Origin of the sequence: Lyngbya sp. CCY1209 (assembly GCF_035615495.1) — a bacterium.
Taxonomy (GTDB): Bacteria; Cyanobacteriota; Cyanobacteriia; order Cyanobacteriales; family Microcoleaceae; genus Limnospira.
In genome coordinates, this window is sequence record NZ_JAJENU010000253.1 from 13,494 (window position 1) to 34,423 (window position 20,930).

Sequence of the window (20,930 nt, forward strand, 5' to 3'; positions counted from 1 at the left end):
TTATAAAGAGGGGGGTTCCAGGCGATAACCCGTGCCGTAAACTGTCTCGATCCAAGTGTCGATTCCCAACTCCCGCAGCCGTTGACGCAGCCGTTTGACTCGGGCGACGACGGCGTTGCTTTCCGGTTCTTCTCCCCACTCCCAAAGGGCTTGTTCGATCTGGTCGCGGGTGAGTACCTGCCGGGGATGTCGCATCAGATATTCGAGAAGTTGAAAGTCGCGACTTTTCAATTTTAATTGTTGGTCGTTCCACTCCAAACACATGGTATCGAGGTACAACAATAACCCGTTCACTTCCAAGGAATCACCGCACCAAAGGGGCGATCGCCGCCGCAGTGCCCGCACCCTCGCCAGCAATTCTTCCAAGTCCACGGGTTTCACCAAATAATCGTCCGCCCCGGCGTCGAGTCCCGTCACTTTATCCGTCGTGGTATCCTTCGCAGTCAGCATCAGGACGGGGGAGGATTTCCCCATTTTTCGATAGTGCCGACACAAAATGATCCCGTCTTCTCCGGGCAACATCCAGTCCAAAATCAGCAGGTCGTAGTCTTTTTCACCTATCAGCCAGCGGGCGTTGATTCCATCTTCGACGGCATCGACAATGTGTCCCGATCGCGTCAGGGCGGCGTGGAGGGGTTCGAGTTGTTCCGGATCGTCTTCTACTAGCAAAATCCGCATTTTTGACAGTCGAATAAATCGGCAGGTCGCGCCCGATCGCAATACCCGTTTGGGCGATCGCAAATCGGCTCTGTTATGATTATTCAGTTATTCTATCACATCCATTTCAATTTTTAATGACTGTCAATCGCGATCGCGTCCCCTCCGTCCGCCCGCCCAAGGTGGGGGTCCTTCCGCATTGCGAATCCGGATCACTTCTCCGTTATCGCGGGTGATACTGTAGGCATCGAAATCATAGTCGTCGTATTCGCCGACGACCTTCACCTTTTCCCCTTCTCGCAGCGAGATTTGGTGATACCAACGCGGCCCCGCATCGACGATGATTTGTCCGGTTCCGTCATCCAAAATAAATTCATTGCCGACGACGCTGCGAACCGTCCCGTAAATGCTCACGCCCGAATGACGCTGCAAATTCCCGATGGGAGTCTGGGCTTGAATGGGGGGATGACCGCCGGTTAAAATGGTAGAGGCGATCAGTAGTGCAGCCGTATATTTCACGATCATTTAACTGTATAAATTGGGTTGAACGGAATGATAAACCCAAATGATGACTGAAAAATGACCGGGACTCGGACGGTGGCGGCTGAGAATTGACGGGGAAATGTTCTCCGTTCATATTTTTGTCATTTTCCGATGGTAGAATTGGTTTTCAAAGGGTTGTAATGAGTTTCAGTCGTGAATCGAGTTGTCAAAATTGGCTCTACTTTACCGGTCGATGCGCGGGGATTTATCGTCCGCCGAGCCAGTCCCCATCAAATTGTTTCCCCCTGGCGATCGCTTATCGATGAGATTACCAGAGCTTATCGCATTCACTGGGGCGATCGCGTTCGCAGTATTTATATTCGTGGCTCCGTCGCCGCCGGACAGGCGATTTTGGGCGTTTCCGATGTCGATAGTTTTGCCGTAGTTTCGGGAGATTATCAACAGTGCGATCGCAGTTGGTTCGATTGTTTCAATCGAGAAATAACGCTCCGATATCCCTTTTGTAAAGGCGTGGAATTGTCCGCCATTTCCCGCGATCGCCTCTTGGATTGTTCCGACGATGGCTATTGGGGACTGCGGATGCTCATCGCCACCCAGTCCGCCTGTATCTGGGGGGAAGATATATCCGAACATCTCCCCAAATTCAAACCCGATATCGATGCCGTCAGCCACGCTTTCGACCTCCGAGACGATATCCGACAAGTCATGTCCGACCTGTCGAATCGCGTCCCCCAAATGCCCCCGGAAGAACGCAGTGCCTACACTCAAAAAATCTGTCAGTGGATCGCGAAACGGATCGTGCGATCGGGCTTTGAAATCGTCATGGAGAAAAAACAGTGCTACACCCGCGATTTATATCCCTGTTATCAGATTTTTGTCGAATCTTATCCGTCGCGACAATCGACAATGTATCGGGCTCTAACTTGGGCGATCGAACCCACCGACGATTCTCAAGCGATCGGCGATTTTTTGCACGATTTTGGAACTTGGTTGGCGGACGAAATCGATCGCGTTTATCCGCCCGAGTGAGCGATCGTCTCACCCCTGGCATTATCTTTTATTCCCACGGCGCTTTAAAATTTGCCGTTTTTTGCAACCCCTCATTCGGGACGGGTTCCGCATCCAAAGCAGCTTGAAACGCTTCCCATTGGCGATCGCCCAGGAAAAACATTTGGCGATCGAGGAAAGCCTCTTGAGCCGCCGCCGTAGCCGCATCCAAAATAAAATCAATACGGGTTTTCCCTTGCCATTGGGCGGCGCGATCGATGAGATCGAGCTGCTCCTCATCAATCTGTATACGGATCGATTGAGTTTTCTGATGGGGTAAAGTCATAATCTTGCAGGTATCGCGCTCATATATTCACTAATTTCAACAGTACAGCAATTTTCAATTCGGTGAGGTACGGGAGTTAAATTTAAGTCCCCCTTGTCAAGGGGGATTTAGGGGGATCGGATTGGTGGCATTGCAGGGGATTGGCGGCAACCCTATAAGGTTGCCCCCACGATATTGCAGGATATTGGCCGGCAACCGGGGACGCCTGCCCCCACGGTATGATTCCACACACCCGACACCCCTGTACTATAAGTGTGGAGGACTCAGGAAAGCCACCGATGGACATTCAAACCCCCGATTGGGTCAAGCATTCTGTCTTTTATCAAATTTTCCCAGACCGTTTCGCCCAAAACCAGAAACCCCGAAAGCAACTCTTCACCTCCCCCAACTGGGAAGCGTGGGAACTGCCCCCCACCCTCCAGGGTTACAAGGGGGGGAACCTGTGGGGCGCGATCGAACAACTGGACTACCTGCAGGACTTGGGAATTGACGCCATCTACTTCACCCCGATTTTCCAATCCGCCAGCAACCACCGCTACCACACCCACGATTACTATCAAGTCGATCCGATTTTGGGGGGAAATCCGGCCCTGCGGGAACTGCTCGACGCCGCCCACGATCGCAATATCAAAATCGTCCTCGACGGCGTATTCAACCACGCCAGTCGGGGATTTTTCTTTTTCAACGACATCCTCGAAAACGGGCCCTACTCCCCCTGGCTGGACTGGTTCAAAGTTCAAAAATGGCCCCTGTCCGCCTACGACGGCGAGAAACCCGCCAACTACGTCGGATGGGTGGGAAATCGCGCCCTGCCGGAGTTCAACCACGACAACCCCGACGTGCGGGAATACATCATGGAAATCGCCGAATATTGGCTCGACTTCGGCATCGACGGCTGGCGGTTGGATGTCGCCTACGAAATCGAAACCCCCGGATTTTGGCAGGAATTCCGCGATCGCGTCAAAGCCCGCAACCCCGAAGCCTACATCGTCGGGGAAGTGTGGACCGACGCCCGAGAGTGGCTCGACGGGACGCAATTCGACGGGGTGATGAATTATCTATTCACCGGACCGACGATCGCATTTACGGCGGGCGATCGGGTGCGGATGGACCTGGTGGAGGGCCCCTCCTACTTCCCCTATCCCCCCCTGGACGCCGAAGCATACGGCAACAAAATGCGGGAACTCCTCGCCCTCTACCCCTGGGAAATCCAACTCGCCCAACTCAACCTCCTCAACAGCCACGACGTCGCCCGACTGATCAGCATCGTCGGGGGAGACAAAGACAGCGTAAAACTCGCCACCCTGCTGCTGTTCACCTTTCCGGGCGCCCCGAGCATCTACTACGGCGACGAAATCGGTTTGGAAGGAGAATTCGACCCCGACTCGCGGCGCGGCTTCCCGCCCAAAGAACGGTGGGATATGGAAACCCTCGACTACCACAAGCGGCTGATCGCAATTCGCCACCAATATCCGGCTTTGAGAACCGGTTCCTATGAAATTCTTTTCGCGGCGGGGATGGTTTACATTTTCGCCCGCATTTTGGACGGGGAGGAACTCATTATCGCCCTCAACAGCGGTTTGGAATCCGTCCAAATCAGCATCCCGGTTTCCCAACTCGCCACCAAACCCGAGCGGATGGTTTACGGAACCTGCACCGCCCGCTGGATGGAGGTGGGTACCCAAACCCACGTCGAGTTTATTCTGCCCCCCCGCAGCGGGTGTATTTTGGCCAATCGTTGATTGGGGTGTGGGGAATTTTAGACTTTAGATTTTAGATTCCCCATTTCCTGGATTCGAGAGTTCTCAATTCTGCCTATCTGCCTATAGTGGAAGATAGACTCTTTGAAATGCGCCGCCGGCCAACCCCGACGGGTTGACGACGAACTCGACATCATCACCAATGACTCAACACCAAACCTCGATCCTCACCCAGATCAAAGAACTGACCGACTCTTTTCTCCCCCGCCTGGTGGAAATCCGCCGCCACCTCCACGCCCACCCGGAACTCAGCGGCCAAGAATATCAGACCGCCGCCTATGTCGCGGGGGTGCTGTCTTCCTGCGGTTTGCACGTCCGGGAGGCGGTGGGAAAAACGGGAGTCGTGGGGGAACTCAAGGGCGACGACGCGACGATCGCGGACTGGTTGGCCATCCGCACGGACATGGACGCCCTCCCCATCCAAGAACTCACCAACTTGGACTACGCCTCCCGCCGTCCCGGCATCATGCACGCCTGCGGGCACGACCTCCATGCCACGGTCGGTTTGGGGACGGCGATGGTTTTATCGCGCCTGCAGGAGCGGCTCCCCGGCCCGATGCGGTTCATCTTCCAACCCGCCGAGGAAATTGCCCGGGGTTCCACCTGGATGGTGGAGGACGGGGTGATGGAGGACGTGAGGTCAATTTTCGGGCTCCACGTTTTCCCGTCCATTCAGGTGGGGCGGATCGGCATCCGAACCGGGGCCTTTACGGCGGCGGCGGACGATTTGGAAGTGACGATTGTCGGCGAGTCGGGGCACGGCGCCCGCCCCCATGAGGCGAAGGATGCTATCTGGATCGCCGCCCAGGTGATCACGACTTTACAACAGGCGATCGGCCGCACCCACAATCCCCTCAGACCCGTGGTTTTGACGATCGGGCAAATTTCCGGGGGGCGGGCGCCCAACGTGATCGCGGACCGGGTAAAATTGTCGGGGACGGTGCGATCGCTCCACCCGGACACCCACGAAACCCTCCCCGAGTGGATCGAAAATATCGTCGCCGGCGTCTGCCAGATGTACGGCGCCCGCTATGAGATGCAGTATCGGCGGTGCGTGCCCTCGGTGCAGAATGATCCGGCTTTGACGCAGTTGATCGAGGCGTCGGTGCGGGAAGCCTGGGGGAATGATAGCGTCGAAATTCTCCCCGAACCTTCCCTCGGCGCCGAGGATTTTTCTGTGTATTTGAATCACGCCCCGGGGGTGATGTTCCGCCTCGGGGTCGGACGCCCGGACCTACCCAACTATTCCCTGCACCACCCCAAATTCGAGGTGGACGAGGGGGCGATCGCGATCGGGGTCGTCACCCTCGCCTATTCTGCCTGTCAGTTTTGGCGGCAGTATCTCGACCGCAATGAATTGTCCCCCGGGACGGACTGAAGGATTCGGTATCGGAGGGATTTTTCCTCAGAATTATTCCGAAAATTGAACGAATCTAAATCGGTCGATCCGTCTCCAACGGGGCCGATTAAAATTCCGTGCTAAAATGTAGGATGTTGTCGTCTTTACCGGGGAGAAGTCAAGAAGGGTATGGAACAAAAGGTTTGACGATTATCGGCAGACCCAATCCGAACAAAAATGAATCCTTAACGGTATAAAAATCCGGGATGTGCAGTTCCGAATTCGGTCAATTTTAGATGGTTAATCTGCCCGTATTTTAGCCCTAAACTGATGTGTCTTTCGCTTCGATTCTTCACGAATGGAGACAACCAGAAAAACGACATAACAGCATTTTTTTATGCCCTGCAGTCTGCAAAAAAACCTTTTGTTATCATTCAGTAAAAAGTGGGAGAACTGATTTTATGGGTGTCATATGCGATCTCGTCACCAGGACGCTAAAAAACGGTTATTTGACCGTCGAACAGGAAAATAAATTGAAACAGCTTTTGCAAACCACCAAATACGGCCGAGAAGATTTTGATGCGTTCATTCGCCTGCAAAATGCCGCATTTGATGGCTTGATTCGGCAAGAGTCCCGGGAATTATTCATGGTCGCCCGGGAAGGGTAAATTTTTAGAGATCCCTACCGACTCAACCAGGCGATCGCATCTTTGATCCACATTTCGGCACTATCTGTTTCCGTCAATTTGCCCTCAGTTGCGATCGCCTCCAACGCCTGCATCACCTCCGATCCGGTGTACCCCAACGCCAATAAGGTGATCTCCACTTCTTCCTGAAGGTCCGGTGTCAGCCGCGATGTCGCTACGGTTTCCAGTCCCGCCTGCTGTCGCCACTCGGACAACTTCGCCTTCAATTCCAGGGCGATGCGTTCCGCCGTCTTTTTCCCCACACCGGGCGTTTTCGAGAGGACCGCCGTATTTCCGCCGACGATCGCCTGGACCAAATCGTGCAATTCTAGGGTATCCAATAATGCGATCGCCAGTTGGGACCCGATGCCGCTGACACCCACCAACTGGGCAAACAGGTCCCGCTGGGGCCAACTGGAGAAGCCGTAGAGAACGATGCGATCGTCCCGAACCTGCAACTGGGTGAACACCTGCAGCGGTTCCCCCACCGGCGGCAACGTCCCCTGCATCCGGGGTACAATTTGCACCTCGTACCCCACCCCCTGGACATCGAGCAGCAAAATCACCCGATTTCCCGCTTTGTAAATTCCCGCCACCGTTCCGCTCAGATAACCGATCATCGCCTTTGAAAGTTTATCAATTTCAGACGGATCAATTGTAGGGGAAAGGCGCGACATCCTCGCCGATATTGAATCAATTGTGGATCGTATCGTCAACCCAGCCCAACCACTCGTGTTTGAGCTTCTGGGCAAGACTTGGGTTTCACCACGATTTCCACATCCCGACCCAAGGCATTATGATCTTAATTTTGGCTGATCATGTCAAGATCTTAATCCGAGCGATCGCGATCTGCTTTTTCGATCATTCAATAGTTAAATCGAGACATCTCATCCATTTGACCCGATCGCCAATAAAAATAATGCTACGATCGCACAGGTGACACGGGAGACATCAGATTGCGACGACATCGACTCTTATCTTGGCTTCCCGACCTCGATCGCCAGGTGTGGATTTTGGCGGTGGGGCGGCTTCTCTCCCAAACCGGGACGGGATTCACCCTCTTTTACGCCCCGATTTTTTTCGTCAATCAAGTCGGGCTCTCCGCCACCTCCGTCGGTATTGCCTTGGGAAGCGCCCAAATTTCCGGCATGGTGGGGCGGCTGCTGGGGGGATCGTTTTCCGACTCCCCCGACTGGGGACGGCGGCGGACGCTGCTGCTGTCGGCTTTGGTGTCGGCGAGTGCATCCTTCGTGCTGGCTTTTACCGGCAATTTTGCGATGCTGGTGGCGGGAAACCTGCTGATGGGATTGGGAAGCGGACTGTACTGGCCCGCGACGGAGGCGGTGGTGGCCGATCTGACCGAGGGAAAGACGCGAAATGAGGCCTACGCCGTCACCCGCCTGGGGGACAATATCGGCCTGCAGTTGGGAATTATCATGGGCGGGGTGGTGATCTCCACGACGGGGTCTTACCGATCGCTTTTTATCATCGACGCACTCTCATTTCTGGTCTTTTTCGGAGTCATTTACGCCGCGATCGCCGAAACTTACAAACCCCAAACGACTTCCCAATCCGAGGGTTCCGAAAACTCCCCCAACGGCTGGCGAGTCGCCCTGGGCGATCGCACGTTGCTGATTTATATCGTCGTCAATATCCTGTTCACTTTTTATATGTCCCAAATCCACAGCACCATCCCCCTCTACCTGAAAAATTTCGTGCCGCGGGACTTTTCGGCGGGGAATATCAGCGCCCTATTTGCGGGATATACGGCGATTTCAATTTTACTGCTGCTGCCTGTCGCCCGACTGTTGAACCCCTTCAGCCGTCCCCACGCCCTGATCGTGTCGGCGATCCTGTGGGGGATGGGATTTTTAGTTGTGGCATTGACGGGAATGCTGAAGACGGGGACGCTGGTATGGGCGATTTCGGGACTGGGAATTTTGGCGATCGCGACCGTGAGTTATACCCCCGCCGCCGCTACTTTGGTGGCCGATCTCGCCCCGGATTCCCTGCGGGGAATTTACCTGTCCCTTAACGCCCAATGTTGGGCGATCGGGTATTTGATCGGCCCGCCGCTGGGGGGGTGGGCGCTCGACCAAACCCCCCAAATTGTGTACAATTTCTGGCTGGGATTGGCCGCGAGTGTCGGTGTCGCGATCGCGATTTTGCAATTCCTCCACCGGCGGATAACTCGCCGCCAACATTCTTGATGGCGAAGATACTGGGTTTCTATTTTTGTCCGCAGATTTCGCAGATTTTCGCAGATTATTCGCCCCAAATTTACATATCTTTGGCTTGTCTCGCTTCCCACCACATCGGGATCGCGACCCAGGCGACGACCAACAGCAGGGCGACGATCGCGAATTGGGCCACCCAAGACACGAGTTTTTCCAGGGGGACGATTTCGCCCACGAAAAAGGCTAGACTGACCATGACCGACGCCCACAGCGCCGCCCCGGCCCCGTTGCACAGCAGGAATTTCCAGTAGGGCATCTTGGCAATTCCGGCGAGGGGGCCGGCAAAAATCCGCAGCAGGGCGACGAAACGGCCCAGGAAGACGGCTTTGGCCGCGTTTTGGCTGAATTTGGTCTTGACTTCCAGAAGTTGCTGTTCTTTGATGCGGAACAGTTGGCCGAGGCGACGCAGGAAGGGCCAGCCCCCCCAGCGGCCCACCCAGTAGCCGCAGTTGTCCCCCAGGATGGCCCCGGCGATCGCACAGCCGAGCACCCACCAGTAGTCCAATTCTCCGCTTCCGGCCAGGAATCCCCCCACCAGGGTGATGGTTTCTCCGGGGAGGGGTATTCCGGCGTTTTCTAGGGCGATGCCACCGAAAACGGCCCAGTAGCCGTATTCTTGCGCGATCGCTTGGATGGTTTCCAGTGATACAAATTCAAAGGACATGAAGTGCCGCCTTCATATTTTTTTGCAAAGCTTTATAGATCTATACTATCTTGGCTTGTATCGCGGGATCGTGTCAATCGTCGGATTGATACCCGATCCGGTGCGGGGCGACAACCGAACCCTTCTGAGATGCGATCGCGAACGGGCACCGTCGGTGACTGCGGACAATCGATCCCTTCGGGATTGTGGGCTATGCTGGACGAGTGGAAGATCTCGAAGCGGGGGCGATCGACTTTGAAGACCCAAAATCGGTCCATCAGCCGCCTCAACTCGGACGGAAAAATTGATGGGCGTCTTTGAACCCAACCGGAAATATCCGCAACTTTTCCCGATCGGATCTCGTCCGATCGGAAATATGGTAAATTAACCGCAAATTTTTTTAGAACTGATCCCGAGTAGGAGTAATAATCATGAATGTCTCAGAATTTTGTGTCATTCGGCCGCAAAATCAATTGGATTCCCTGGGAGGACAGGATATAAAACAGCAAATTTCGGCGATCGCTGGCCAAAAATTCCCCCTTTGGATCATCGATATGAGCGAGGTCGAATTTATCGACAGTTCCGGACTCGGCGCCCTGATCGTCGCCCAGAAAACCGCCCGACAGCAGGGATGCCGCATCGTCCTCTGCCACCTGTCCGGCGCCACCCGCATGATCTTCGAGATCACCCAACTCGATCGCGTTTTTGAAATTGTCGATGAATTGGATCAAGTGATCTCCGATTCACAACCGCTGCTTTCTGCCTGAAAACTGCGAATTGAATGAGATTTATAACCGCCTCAAATCCCCAGCATTCACATCGTCCTACACGCAACTGTCCGCCGCCTTCTTTCGGGTTTTTATGACCGGGGAGAAGGCGATGATTTGAGAGGGGAAAAGCGCAGGTCGAGAATCGGAAACAAATGTTGACCTTTCTCCGGTTCCTTCCCGACACCCGATACCCCGCAGCGGACATCCTAATTCTTCCCCGTCCCTGGTACAATCGATGTCGTCGCTTGAGGAGACTCTATGGGGTGGATGCGGTACGTCGCGATGGCATTGATCGATACGTTGGGGGTCGTGGTGGGGATCATTCTCGTCCCGGCACCCCCCGCCGTGGCACAGTCGGCGCCCGAAACTCAGGATAATGTGGAATACGGGATTTGGGAATCGGATATTCTTTTGGATGAATACGGGGCGACTTCCCCCCCCGCCGAGGGGTTGGAAACGGTTCGGGAGAACCCCCAGTCCCTCGCCGAACTGTACCAACTGCGCGATCGCCTGCAAGCCAAACTTGACGAGGTGTCCGACCCCCCCGATCCGGCGGTGACGGAGGCTTGGCAGTACGAACTGCAACTGCAACAATACGAGAGTTGGCGGAAGGCCCTGCGGCAGACGGAGGCGCGAATTCGCACGGAGGAACGGGCCTCGGAACTCTGGCGGCGGGCGGGGGAACTGGCCAATCAAGCGGTGGAAGTCGGAGAGTCTCCTACCCCCACCTCGCAAGATTGGCAGGCGGCGCAACAGCTTTGGCTGGGGGCGATCGACGCCCTGCGACAGATCCCCTCCGATAGTTTGCTGCACCCGCAGGCGATCGATAAAATTGTCGAATATCAGGGATATTTGGCGATCGCCACCTACGAAAAAGCCCTCGCCAGCCAGCCGGACGTCGCCCCCAAAGTCACCAGCGGAGATATCGCCAAATTTGCCGTCGCCGAACCCCAATTTCCTGGCTTCGCCCTCTACGGCGACACCAACCGGGATGGCGTCGTCGATGAGGGGGATAAAATCCGCCCCAAGCAGTGGTCTCTGTCGGCCGGTCCTTTGGTATTATTTAACAACGACGACGACGATCGCGACGACCTCCCCGACTGGCAAGATCGCATTGTCAACGGCGAATACGACGAGACGGATTTGGCACAAGTTCACTTCCAGGTTTCCGAAGCGTATAAAGATGCCGAACTCGCCATCACCGTCGATGAAGCCGCCCGCGACAATATCAATATTTTTCAAAAAACCGTCGGCGGTTGGAAACCCGTCGATCTGTCGGGCATCAAACCCCTCAAATTTAGCCCGACTATTATATTGGGAATTGAGGCAAAACAGTTCGCGTCCGGCGACTGGACGGGGCTGATCAATTTGAAGGCGATCGCCCGCCGGGACGGACAGGAAATCGCCTCGGATGTCATCCAAATGGGTGTCGCCCCGTGGATCATGTCGCCCAATACTGCCCCCGTTTCGGAAATCCACATGAGCGATCGCGGCGCCAACCGGGAAATCGTGGCGGCGGTGGAGGAAGCCGTCGCGCCCACCGGCACCGAAACCCGCGTCACCCCGGGGGAAACCGCCTGGATGCAGGATACCGCAGAAATCGGTTACGTGCAGTTTCCCGGACCCGAAGAATTGCGCCGCTATCCCGTCGGTTTGAAGGGCAATCGAGAGGGGGGAACGGACTACGCCAAATCGTTGATGGAGCGGGATTTCGGATGGTTTGAAATCGGCAAACCCCGCCAACTCGACCCCCTCAATCAATGGCTGGATTGGTACGGCAATTTGAACGTCACGCCACCCCTGCCGGACTATCCGATGGGGCGCATTTACTACGGGGAATCCGAGGACGAAACCTTGCACCCCGACGTTTTGGAATTCCTGAAAGCTCAAAAGGTGCAGGGGGAACCGATCGCGATCGATACGACTTGGTTGATCACCCGCCAGGTGGACGAGTTAATTACCTTTATTCCCACCCCGTCGGGAGAACCGCTGATGTTGATCGTCAGTCCGGAAGCGGGGGTTGACTTGCTGCGGCAACTGGCGAGAAAGGGGTACGAAGGGGCGGCGATCAATCGCGGTTTGAGCACCCAGACGACGGTGCGGGCGGCGATCAATAACGAACTGTTAATTCAGCACAATTTGAAATTGCACCGGGAACAAATAGAACCCTTGATCAATCAATTAAAACGGGAATTCAACCTCGATGACGATCAAGTTGTGGAAGTGCCGGTGATGTTCGGTTACACGGGTTATTCTTGGTGGCCGAATCCGATCAACTCGGTATTTGTGAATGGAAAATTGCTGGTTTCAAACCCCCGGGGCGCGTTGATCGACGGGCGGGATTACACCCAGGAAGACTTCAAACGGCGGCTGGCGATCGCGGGCATTGATATTAACTTTTTGGACGACAGTTATTATCAGGATTTGAAAGGTGGCTTGCACGCCGGATTGAATACCACCCGGGAGGGAGACGAAGAACCCTTCTGGGAATCCCTCGCTGAACAGTTGGAGGAGTTGAGTCAACGGTAAACCCCGAACCGGATGAATGTTGCTAGGATCGAAATACAGTTAAGGGATGATTCGGACACCATGTTACTCAAATACGATCCCAGAAAATACGATCGCACAGATGGCTTACCTTCGGCGAAAGATTTGCCCGACTCCGACGATACGCCAGTGGATAACGAATTACAAGATTTAATTCCCGGCTTACTCAAAGCCATTCTCGCGTTCATTTGGTCGGATCGGATGGATTGGTTTTTCGGGGTAGATATGGGCATTTATTACGACCCCGATGAACCCGCGATCGTTCCCGACGGTTTTCTGAGTGTGGGGGTTCCGAGAATTGTCGATTCTGACTTGCGGTTATCTTACGTTTTGTGGGAAGAACGAAAAGTTCCGACTTTGGTGTTGGAAGTCGTTTCCCACAAACGACGGGGAGAATACATCCGCAAGAAAGAAGAATACCGTCAACTCGGCATTTTATATTATGTCATTTACAATCCCCTCCGCAAAAGGAAACCCCGGTTAGAAGTGTATCAGTTAGAATCGGGCGAATATCGGTTGTTGGAGGGCGAACCCGTCTGGCTGTCGGAAATCAATCTGGGCATCGGCCGGGAAGAGGCAACCTACCTAGGCATTCGCCGAGAATGGCTGTATTGGTACGATAGTAACGGACAACGCTATTTGACGCCGGAAGAACAACTGTTCGCAGCCCAGCAAAAAGCGGCACAAGCGGAGCAAAAAGCCGCACAATTAGCCGAACGATTGAGACGTTTGGGCATCGACCCCGATCGCCTCGATTCCGATTCATGATTAACAGCAAAGTTCTATTTTCTGGATAAAATTAATGTCCCCGCACCGCCATCTCAAGCGCTTTCTCAAACGGCAGACGATCGGATTAATTTTGGGGTCATTCCTGCTGCTATTGATGGTTTCTGCAAACGCCCAGGAACCCACCCCTTCCAGCTACGCGCTGTCCCAAAGTTTGCCCTTTAATCAACCCAGTTTTTTTCCGCTTAAAACTGAAATTAATTCCCCATTATATCAACCGACTGGCAATTGGGTGGGGCGATTAATTCTGCCGACATCGGAACAATTAGAAGAGGCGAAAATCCCCGATTGGGCGTGGTTTGAGGTGTATCACGCCCCGGAGAAAGAGCGCGATTTGGTGGGGCGGGTGGTGCGGTTGACTTGGGTTGACAATCCCAATTTAAAACGGTACGTCGAGCTCGTCACCACGGACATGGAATTGACGGAAGCGGCCCGACGCAGCGATCGCAACGGAAACGTCATCCCCACCCGCCTCGACGGACGCCGCCAGGTGGGGCCGTTGCAGTCCCTCGCCGGCGCCCGATCACAAGATGATGTCGTCGTCGCCTTTGAAAATGCGGCGATCGAAGGCGGCGATCCTGCCATTATAAAAGTCGATCGCGAACCCGTTCAAGTCACCGGAAGAATGTACGGTTTGGTGAAAATTCTCGGGCTGACAAATGGCGATCGCCCCGATGCCATCCCCCCAGATTGTCCGGGCGAATCTCCCTGTCCAAGTCAATATTTTCGCGTCCGCCACTACAACCCCAAAACGGGGAATTTCGACGGTCCGGAAGGCACGATCCGCATCCCCCAACAACCCCGCGATCGCAACGGACGTTTCATGTCCACCCCCCGCGAAATCGAAAATTCTTTAGCCGGCGATGAGGGCTGGTACGTCTACGGTTCGAGGGATGCCGACGGGATGTTTACGGTTCAAGCATTGCAGCCGCGATCGGCCTTTCGCCCGGTTCCGGATCTGATTATTTTGGGCGGTGAAAACGGACGCAGCTACATCGAATCGACCAATTGGTACGGCACCGAAAACCGCAAAGGAACCGTTCAATCCGTCCTCGTCGATCCCGAAGCCGACACCCCGACGGATGCTTTAGGAAAGTGGAAAGAAGGCGATCGCGCATTAGTAATCCACCTCTTCGGTGGCATCGGCGGCGAAGCGGGAGAAGGGGCGCCCTTCGGAACCGTCACCGGACATTTTTCCTACGGAATTGCCGAAGTTGTCAGCGACGCAATTACCGGCGAATTGCAGTTGCAAATCAAATATCAACAGGTTTACGCCCACAACACCAACGGCATTCTCTCCGGAACCCAATCTTGGGCGGATTATATGGGAAATATGCAGCGGGGATGGCTGGGAACCCGGCCGGTTTCCGATGTGATTGTCAAGTTGGATGCCTTCACCGGAACCTACAATTTCGACGGTTTGACCGGTTCCCCCCTCGACGAATTGATGCGGCAATTACAAGTCATAACGGCCCGCTATCGGACGGGAGATGGCAGCGGCGTTTCCCCCGTCACACCATCGACTTCCTGCGTTCAAGATTCCTCCCAAGGGTTATTTATTGCGATCGCCGAAAGCCGCCGCCGCTTCAACGAGACACCCCAGATCCGGGAGTGGTTGGAAGCCCACCCCGACGACCCCCAAACCCGGCAATTTCAGGAGTTGGTGGCGTTGGAGGAAGACCTAAAAAATCTCCTCGTCCCCCAAGGCACAATCCGCCCCGACTGGCAACAAAATGCCGAACAGTTGGCAGGGGTTGACAACCGCGAGGGGTTTGTCGCGAATCAGAGTATTATCGACGGGATTTTGAGTTGGCGATCGATGATGCCACGCCGGGCCCACGACGAGGTGAGCGAAATTTTCCTCAAACACGGGGCGAGTTTGTGGTTCGTCCGCCCCAACCAGGTGGGGGGATGGGACCCGGATATTTTGCCGATGGCGCCGACGGTGGTGTTCGGACAAATTCCGATTCTTTCTATCCCCCTGAACCGCCTGGGAATGGCGGTGGTTGCCATGACGGGCTGGGATTGGCTGGTATTATTTGGAACGTCGGTTATTTACGCCGCGATCGCCCTGCCACTGGGATTTTCGATGAAGTTCCTGCGTTGGAATCCCTCCCGCCGTCCGCCCTTGAAATTGGCGGGTGCGATCGCACTGCTGTTCATCACCCCCGCACTGCTCGAAGAAGTGGTGTTTCGGGTATTTTTGACCCCCCACCCTTTAGAGGCAGTTTCCTGGGTTTCCTGGCTGTTCTGGGCGGCTTTCAGCCTATTTTTATTCGTCATTTACCATCCCCTCGCCGCCTTGACTTACAATCGGAAAGGCTATCCGACATTCGTGAAACTTCCATTCCTGAGTTTGGCGACACTCCTGGGATTGAGTTGTACCGTCGCCTACGGTTTGACGGGTTCCCTGTGGGCTCCCGTCCTGTTTCACTGGTTCGCCGTGACGGTGTGGCTGTTCCTGTTGGACGGAGAACAGAAAATAGGGAGTCGGGAGTCGGGACTTTTGACTGTTGACTTTTGACTTTGTTTAAAATGGGGGGTTGAACGGTGAAACTCGGAGATTGGGTCGCGTTATTTTGTTTGGCGATCGCCCTGGTGATTTTGTGGCAATTTCGGCAAATCCTGCTGTTGCTATTCACCTCAATAGTATTGGCGATCGCCCTCAACAGTTTGGTGCGGTGGCTGCAAAAATTCGGACTCGAACGGGGGAAAGCCGTCATGCTGGCGCTGACGCTCGTGGTACTGTTCGGGATTCTGTTTTTTAGTTTAGTTATGCCCCCATTTTTGAATCAATTCGAGCAATTGATTCAACTGGTTCCGATCGGTTACGAACAGTTTATCCGCTGGATCGATGCCTACCTCGACAACCCGCCCGGTTGGATGCCGGAGATCAATTTGGAACTGCCCAACGTCCCCCAACTCGCCCGACAAGTCGGCCCCTTGGCGCAGAATATACTCGGCAACTTTTTCACCTTTTTCAACTCCTCCATCGGGATTCTATTACAACTGCTGTTGATCGTTGTATTCACCCTGATGTTATTGGCGAATCCCCTCTCCTATCGGCGGGTGGCGGTGCGGCTGTTTCCCTCCTTTTATCGCCGGCGGGCGGACGAAATTTTTTCCCTCTGTGAAATCGCCCTGTTGCAGTGGATGGGCGGTATCGCGATCAACTCCGTCTTTATCGCCACCCTCAGCGGTATCGGCTTGTTACTGTTGGGCATCAACTTCGTCCTCGCCCACGCCCTCCTCGCCGGAATCTTTAATTTAGTTCCCAATATCGGACCCACGGCAAGCGTGATTTTTCCGGTATCTGTCGCTTTGTTGGATAACCCTTTGAAAGCGCTGGCGGTAATTGTCCTTTATATCGTCATTCAGAATGTGGAGAGTTACTGGTTCAGCCCCATGATCATGCAAAAACAAGTCTCCCTCCTACCGGCGGCGACGTTGGTGGCACAGTTGTTTTTTGCCCGGTTTTTGGGGTTGGCGGGACTGGTGTTGGCTTTGCCCCTGGCGGTGGTGACAAAAACTTGGATTGAGGAGGCAATTTTGAAGGATATTTTAGATCAATGGGCGGGGGCGGAAGCGGTTTTGGAACCCGCCGAAATTCCGCCGATACCGGATATTTCGGTATCAGAAGAACCGCCAATTTTGCCACCCGATGAACCCGAACGGGAGTAGGTCGGGATGCTCTCGCCCTCACCCCCGACCCCTCTCCCAACTTTGGGAGAGGGGAGTTCAGATCGCATTTTCTGTTAATTTACCGATGACCCACCCGACTTTAAAAGTAATTGCCCCCAGCGGCAGGCTGCGGAACCTCGAACCCGTGCAACAGGGGTTGAACATTTGGCGATCGCGGGGATATGCGATCGCGCCGCATCCAAATTTGGAGAGAAATTGGGGCTATTTGGCGGGGAAAGATGGCGATCGGCGATCGCAACTGATCGATGCCATTAAAGATGAGAAGATCTGCGGCATCCTCTGTGCTCGCGGGGGTTACGGCGCGACGCGGCTGCTGGAAGGGTTGCCGAAATGCGAAATTCCGGCGTCTCCCAACCCCAAATTTTTGCTCGGATTTTCCGATATCACGGCTTTACTGTGGGCGTTATCTGAACAAGAGAATATTGTTGGCATTCACGGCCCCGTTTTGACCACTTTATCCCAGGAACCGGACTGGGCGATCGCGCGTTTATTCGACTATTTAGAAAGTCGCCCATTGCAACCCTTGCAGGGAAAAGGTTGGGGCGGCGGACGGGTGAGGGGCCGTCTATTTCCCGGAAATTTGACGGTGGCGACGTACCTGCTGGGAACCGCCCACCAGCCCGATTTGAGGGGCGCGATCCTCGCCTTTGAGGATGTCAATGAGGAGCCCTACCGCATCGATCGAATGTTGACTTACTGGCGGATGACGGGGGCATTTGAGGGGGTGCGCGGCATCGCTTTGGGGCGGTTCAGCCCAGCGGAATCGGAGGGCGAACGCAGCGATTTCTCAGTGGAAGAAGTTTTGCGCGATCGCCTCGGAGATCTCGGCATTCCCATTATTTCCGATCTCCCCTTCGGACACGACGGCTGCAACGCCGTTTTACCCGTCGGGGTGGAAGTGGAATTGGATGGCGCTGGAACCCTCAATTGGGAGTTGGAAAATCACCCGTGTGGGAGGCGCTGAAGCTTAACAACGGGCAATTTAGGAGGGGGAATTGCCGCAACAACTGGGGTAGTTGGATTGGTAGGTTTGCGATCGCTTTCCGAAGAGTTGATAGCGGTTGTCCCGGACTTGTTCGTAAACGCGATCCCCCGCCCATTTCAGCCCCGGCATCGCCCGGTAAGCGCCGACAAACACTTCTCCCCCCGGCAACAACCGCCCGATTTCTTCCGCCGCGTCGCTGCCCTGCCACCGCCGTTCCGGTTGATCGGCATCGATCAGAATCATTCCCATTTCGCAGTCTTCGGACGTAATTTCAAATTGCTGTAATGTGGTTTCGTCTTGCATGGGAATATAACGAAAGCGATCGCCGCGATCGAGGTTTTCCAGCAGTTGTACCAGGGTGGTACACAAATTACAATTGCCGTCGTAAATTACATGATAGGTCATGGCGGGATTGATTCCAATAGTGCTTTATATATTTTAACAATTTGGTGCGATCGTTGCGTTAAGAAACCGGGTATTTGGATTAGAGACAAGTTTACAGGGCTTTTTTCAAGGGTTCCGAGAGTGCGATCGGGACAAAATAACGACTCGGATACAAGTAATCTTCCCCTGATTCATCGATAACGCGAATCAAGTCATGCTGGGTGGCTTTAGAGTCGGGTAATACCCGATAAATTTTGCGAACTTCTAGGGAAGCGGCATGGTCTGTATTTTTGATGCAAACAACAAATTCTTTAAAAACTTCCATCCTCGTGCCGTTATCATGACTTAAGTATTGATTTGAGGTTTTATCACTAACTCCTAGAAATCATCGTCCCCCCTAAAAATAACTTTATGATTCAGGGATAAATGCCCGTTCAAAAGCTCGGTTTCGATAACGCCGATACACATCAAAATCACTATCTAAAGTAGCAATAGCTGGAATATTCAGCCGTTCCGAAATCGCAATTAGAGACAAATCCGCAAAATCTCCAGGCAAATCTGCATATTGCTGATTCAGTTCAGCAATGCGGGAAAAATCTTCAGGCAGCAGTGGGATAGTTTCAAAAACCCCCTTGGCAACGGCTTCTAAAAATAGATTTTGTATTCGCCAATTAGAACTTAAAAGCCACATTACCTCAGTAGCACAGCCAACAGTAGTCACTAGGTTACTGGTACATCTTTCAAAGAAGACTCGCACCTGTTGATGATAGGGATCTTTAACACTGTAGTAAGCGACCAAGATTCCACTATCTACCAGAATTACAGGATAATGGGTCATGGCAAATCGTATTGAGGATGTTTCTTTTTCAAATAGTCAGCGATCGCCTTTTTGCGATTAGCCCTTTCGGACAAATCAGGCGGCGCATCTTCTAACAGATGTTCAGGATGTCCGCCCAATCTTTCGACAATAGTTTGGCGGGGTTGTAAACTCAACCAGCGTTCTTTAACCAAGCGTTTAATCAATTCATCGCTGGTCGTTTTTTCCTTGGCTAAAATTTCCACTAAACGGGCTTCGGTTTCGGGGTCTAGTTGTATGTTCAGCATGAATCCCTCTGATTTGTGATTAATATCTAATTATACCTGATTGACGCCAACTCATCCTTAAACAGATTTAAGTTGAGGAGGGGCTAAGGGGGCTAGGACTATTATAGCCAAGTTGCCAGAAACCGGGTTTCTTTGAGAAAGGGTTTTCTTTGATGTGGCTTCACTCTTTCTGGATTTCTAGGTTGGCGAAGTGTTCTTGCAAGAGGCTATCGGTGCATTTATTTAGGGACTAAAAATCAGGTTTTATAGTGGTGGAATATAGGATAAGGTAAACGCTAGATTCAACGCAAAAAAGATTCATACCCTTTCTTGAATTTTTCTTTGCCATATCGCTCAATTATACTTCCATGAGCCATAATAACTCGCTCGAAATCCCATAACATTACTTGTTCAAACGATTGTCTAACTCGCTCTTTTTCATTTGTGGCAATCCGTTCCAGGATTGATAGACTTAATTGTTTATATCCTCCAAGCACTCTAGCTGAAAGTTGTGTCATAATTGGAAATGTTTCATCAAAGTTAAATGCTGTATCTGTCAAAATCAGAGTGCGACTTGCAGAATGAAAAAACACACATTCATTAAGTGAATCAATTCCCGTTAAGCCCAAAACTCTTAGGGCATCGAATAATACAAAGTCTAATCCAGGTAATAACTCACCTCGATCGCCCCTGATGGTCTGGTCAATCGGTAAATCTGGTTTTTTAATGGTTAAACCAGGGGCAGCCCAAAAGGTTGCCTGGGGATAAATAGATTTGAAATTAGCTGCAAATAAATAATGATAAAGGTTAGGGGCAATAATATACTTAACAACTCCCAGTTCACCTAGCTGGCTGACAAGTCTGTCGCTAGATTGAATTGGAGAAATCACGGCTAATTCTTGATTAGCCAATCGAATAACCGTCATCCTGTTTCCGACACTGAGTCCCAAATATCGGAAGGGCTGTTCTGCAACCCAAATATCTATATCAACTTCTTTTAGCATGGTTTTGGTGAGTAGTTTGATGGCTAGGTTTAATCGGCGGCGATCGCTTTTCCGACAGCCCGGGTCAGATCCTCATTCTCTAATGATACCCGATCGCGCTCTTTTCCCTCCGTTAAAGCATCGATCGCATTAGCCGTGTTCCCAGCCGTGACGCTGGCTCAACCGTCGCCAATACGACTCCCCAAGCAATCCCTTCTCCGGCAAGCAGCGGCGGAAATACCATCCCACCGAGCAGACAGCCGCCACCAACGGTCAATTTCAGGAGCGATCGCCCTATACCCATCGCCATCACCTCAAAACTGCTATTATTCTAACCCAGGCGATCGCAAGTATCGCGATCGTGTATTTGCATTGCTCAATCGTCGGTGCGTTCCCAACCGTCACCAACTGCCTTAACCGATAATAGATCGCTGGGAACGCACCCTACATGATTACTCCAACGGCGCGATCGCAAATATCGCGATCGTGTATTTGCATTTGTCAATCGTCGGTGCGTTCCCAACCGTCACC

21 protein-coding genes are annotated in these 20,930 nt (G+C 53.2%); 11 read left to right on the plus strand and 10 right to left on the minus strand.

The genetic code is table 11. The features are described 5' to 3' along the window. Both rppA and LKE08_RS06870 read right to left on the minus strand, forming a co-directional pair. Positions 1-678 carry a two-component system response regulator RppA gene (gene rppA / locus LKE08_RS06865; protein ID WP_324703464.1) on the minus strand — a complete coding sequence of 226 codons (678 nt, stop codon included), beginning with the start codon at positions 676-678 and terminating at the stop codon, positions 1-3. Positions 679-801: 123 nt separating this feature from the next. After that, positions 802-1,182 (minus strand): DNA-binding protein, encoded by a 381-nt coding sequence (locus LKE08_RS06870; protein ID WP_324703465.1) that lies wholly within the window; start codon positions 1,180-1,182, stop codon positions 802-804. A gap of 171 nt (positions 1,183-1,353) precedes the next feature. Between LKE08_RS06870 and LKE08_RS06875 the strand changes: the two genes are divergently transcribed. After that, positions 1,354-2,190 carry a nucleotidyltransferase gene (locus LKE08_RS06875; protein WP_324703466.1) on the plus strand — a complete coding sequence of 279 codons (837 nt, stop codon included), beginning with the start codon at positions 1,354-1,356 and terminating at the stop codon, positions 2,188-2,190. Between the two features lie 28 nt (positions 2,191-2,218). On the opposite strand, the gene LKE08_RS06880 is transcribed toward LKE08_RS06875, so the two are convergent. Continuing rightward, on the minus strand, positions 2,219-2,494 hold the full coding sequence (locus tag LKE08_RS06880) for a DUF1778 domain-containing protein (RefSeq protein WP_324703467.1): 276 nt from the start codon (positions 2,492-2,494) through the stop codon (positions 2,219-2,221). 278 nt (positions 2,495-2,772) lie between these two features. Here LKE08_RS06880 and LKE08_RS06885 point away from each other — a divergent pair, with 278 nt between their 5' ends. From LKE08_RS06885 to LKE08_RS06895, 3 genes are all read left to right on the plus strand, one after another. Then, positions 2,773-4,236 carry a glycoside hydrolase family 13 protein gene (locus LKE08_RS06885; protein ID WP_324703468.1) on the plus strand — a complete coding sequence of 488 codons (1,464 nt, stop codon included), beginning with the start codon at positions 2,773-2,775 and terminating at the stop codon, positions 4,234-4,236. Positions 4,237-4,396: 160 nt separating this feature from the next. Beyond that, positions 4,397-5,632: a M20 family metallopeptidase gene (locus LKE08_RS06890; protein WP_324703469.1), complete on the plus strand. Its 1,236-nt coding sequence runs from the start codon at positions 4,397-4,399 to the stop codon at positions 5,630-5,632. A gap of 422 nt (positions 5,633-6,054) precedes the next feature. Then, a complete protein-coding gene (locus LKE08_RS06895) occupies positions 6,055-6,261 on the plus strand; it encodes a hypothetical protein (RefSeq protein ID WP_324703470.1) in 207 nt (68 codons plus the stop codon). 14 nt (positions 6,262-6,275) lie between these two features. Here LKE08_RS06895 and ruvA read toward each other — a convergent pair whose 3' ends face one another. Continuing rightward, positions 6,276-6,899 (minus strand): Holliday junction branch migration protein RuvA, encoded by a 624-nt coding sequence (gene ruvA, locus LKE08_RS06900; RefSeq protein ID WP_324703471.1) that lies wholly within the window; start codon positions 6,897-6,899, stop codon positions 6,276-6,278. Positions 6,900-7,235: 336 nt separating this feature from the next. Here ruvA and LKE08_RS06905 point away from each other — a divergent pair, with 336 nt between their 5' ends. Then, entirely contained in the window at positions 7,236-8,489 is a 1,254-nt protein-coding gene (locus LKE08_RS06905; protein ID WP_324703472.1) for an MFS transporter, read from the plus strand. 70 nt (positions 8,490-8,559) lie between these two features. On the opposite strand, the gene LKE08_RS06910 is transcribed toward LKE08_RS06905, so the two are convergent. Further along, a complete protein-coding gene (locus LKE08_RS06910) occupies positions 8,560-9,180 on the minus strand; it encodes a DedA family protein (RefSeq protein ID WP_324703473.1) in 621 nt (206 codons plus the stop codon). Positions 9,181-9,590: 410 nt separating this feature from the next. Between LKE08_RS06910 and LKE08_RS06915 the strand changes: the two genes are divergently transcribed. The 6 genes from LKE08_RS06915 to LKE08_RS06940 all read left to right on the plus strand — a co-directional run bounded on the left by LKE08_RS06915 (position 9,591) and on the right by LKE08_RS06940 (position 17,928). Beyond that, positions 9,591-9,926: an STAS domain-containing protein gene (locus LKE08_RS06915; protein ID WP_324703474.1), complete on the plus strand. Its 336-nt coding sequence runs from the start codon at positions 9,591-9,593 to the stop codon at positions 9,924-9,926. 261 nt (positions 9,927-10,187) lie between these two features. Then, the gene (locus tag LKE08_RS06920) at positions 10,188-12,458 is read left to right on the plus strand and encodes a protein-arginine deiminase family protein (RefSeq protein ID WP_324703475.1); all 2,271 of its coding nucleotides are present in this window, start codon (positions 10,188-10,190) and stop codon (positions 12,456-12,458) included. 60 nt (positions 12,459-12,518) lie between these two features. After that, a complete protein-coding gene (locus tag LKE08_RS06925; RefSeq protein WP_324703476.1) occupies positions 12,519-13,244 on the plus strand; it encodes a Uma2 family endonuclease in 726 nt (241 codons plus the stop codon). Between the two features lie 34 nt (positions 13,245-13,278). Then, positions 13,279-15,786, plus strand: a complete 2,508-nt coding sequence (locus LKE08_RS06930) for a type II CAAX prenyl endopeptidase Rce1 family protein (protein WP_324703477.1) — start codon at positions 13,279-13,281, stop codon at positions 15,784-15,786. Positions 15,787-15,812: 26 nt separating this feature from the next. Then, positions 15,813-16,943 carry an AI-2E family transporter gene (locus LKE08_RS06935; protein ID WP_324703478.1) on the plus strand — a complete coding sequence of 377 codons (1,131 nt, stop codon included), beginning with the start codon at positions 15,813-15,815 and terminating at the stop codon, positions 16,941-16,943. A gap of 85 nt (positions 16,944-17,028) precedes the next feature. After that, the gene (locus LKE08_RS06940; RefSeq protein WP_324703479.1) at positions 17,029-17,928 is read left to right on the plus strand and encodes an LD-carboxypeptidase; all 900 of its coding nucleotides are present in this window, start codon (positions 17,029-17,031) and stop codon (positions 17,926-17,928) included. 18 nt (positions 17,929-17,946) lie between these two features. Here the strand turns inward: LKE08_RS06940 and LKE08_RS06945 are convergent, their stop codons facing one another. The 5 genes from LKE08_RS06945 to LKE08_RS06965 form a co-directional block, all read right to left on the minus strand. Then, a complete protein-coding gene (locus tag LKE08_RS06945) occupies positions 17,947-18,354 on the minus strand; it encodes a thiol-disulfide oxidoreductase DCC family protein (protein WP_324703480.1) in 408 nt (135 codons plus the stop codon). A 91-nt stretch (positions 18,355-18,445) separates the two neighbouring features. Further along, complete coding sequence (locus LKE08_RS06950; RefSeq protein WP_324703481.1) at positions 18,446-18,658, minus strand: hypothetical protein; 213 nt, start codon at positions 18,656-18,658, stop codon at positions 18,446-18,448. Positions 18,659-18,742: 84 nt separating this feature from the next. After that, positions 18,743-19,171, minus strand: a complete 429-nt coding sequence (locus LKE08_RS06955) for a PIN domain-containing protein (RefSeq protein ID WP_324703482.1) — start codon at positions 19,169-19,171, stop codon at positions 18,743-18,745. After that, positions 19,168-19,437: a hypothetical protein gene (locus tag LKE08_RS06960; RefSeq protein ID WP_324703483.1), complete on the minus strand. Its 270-nt coding sequence runs from the start codon at positions 19,435-19,437 to the stop codon at positions 19,168-19,170. The genes LKE08_RS06955 and LKE08_RS06960 overlap by 4 nt, the downstream gene beginning before the upstream one ends. Before the next feature lie 281 nt (positions 19,438-19,718). Continuing rightward, positions 19,719-20,420, minus strand: a complete 702-nt coding sequence (locus LKE08_RS06965; protein WP_324703484.1) for a DUF4336 domain-containing protein — start codon at positions 20,418-20,420, stop codon at positions 19,719-19,721. Positions 20,421-20,930 lie beyond the last annotated feature (510 nt).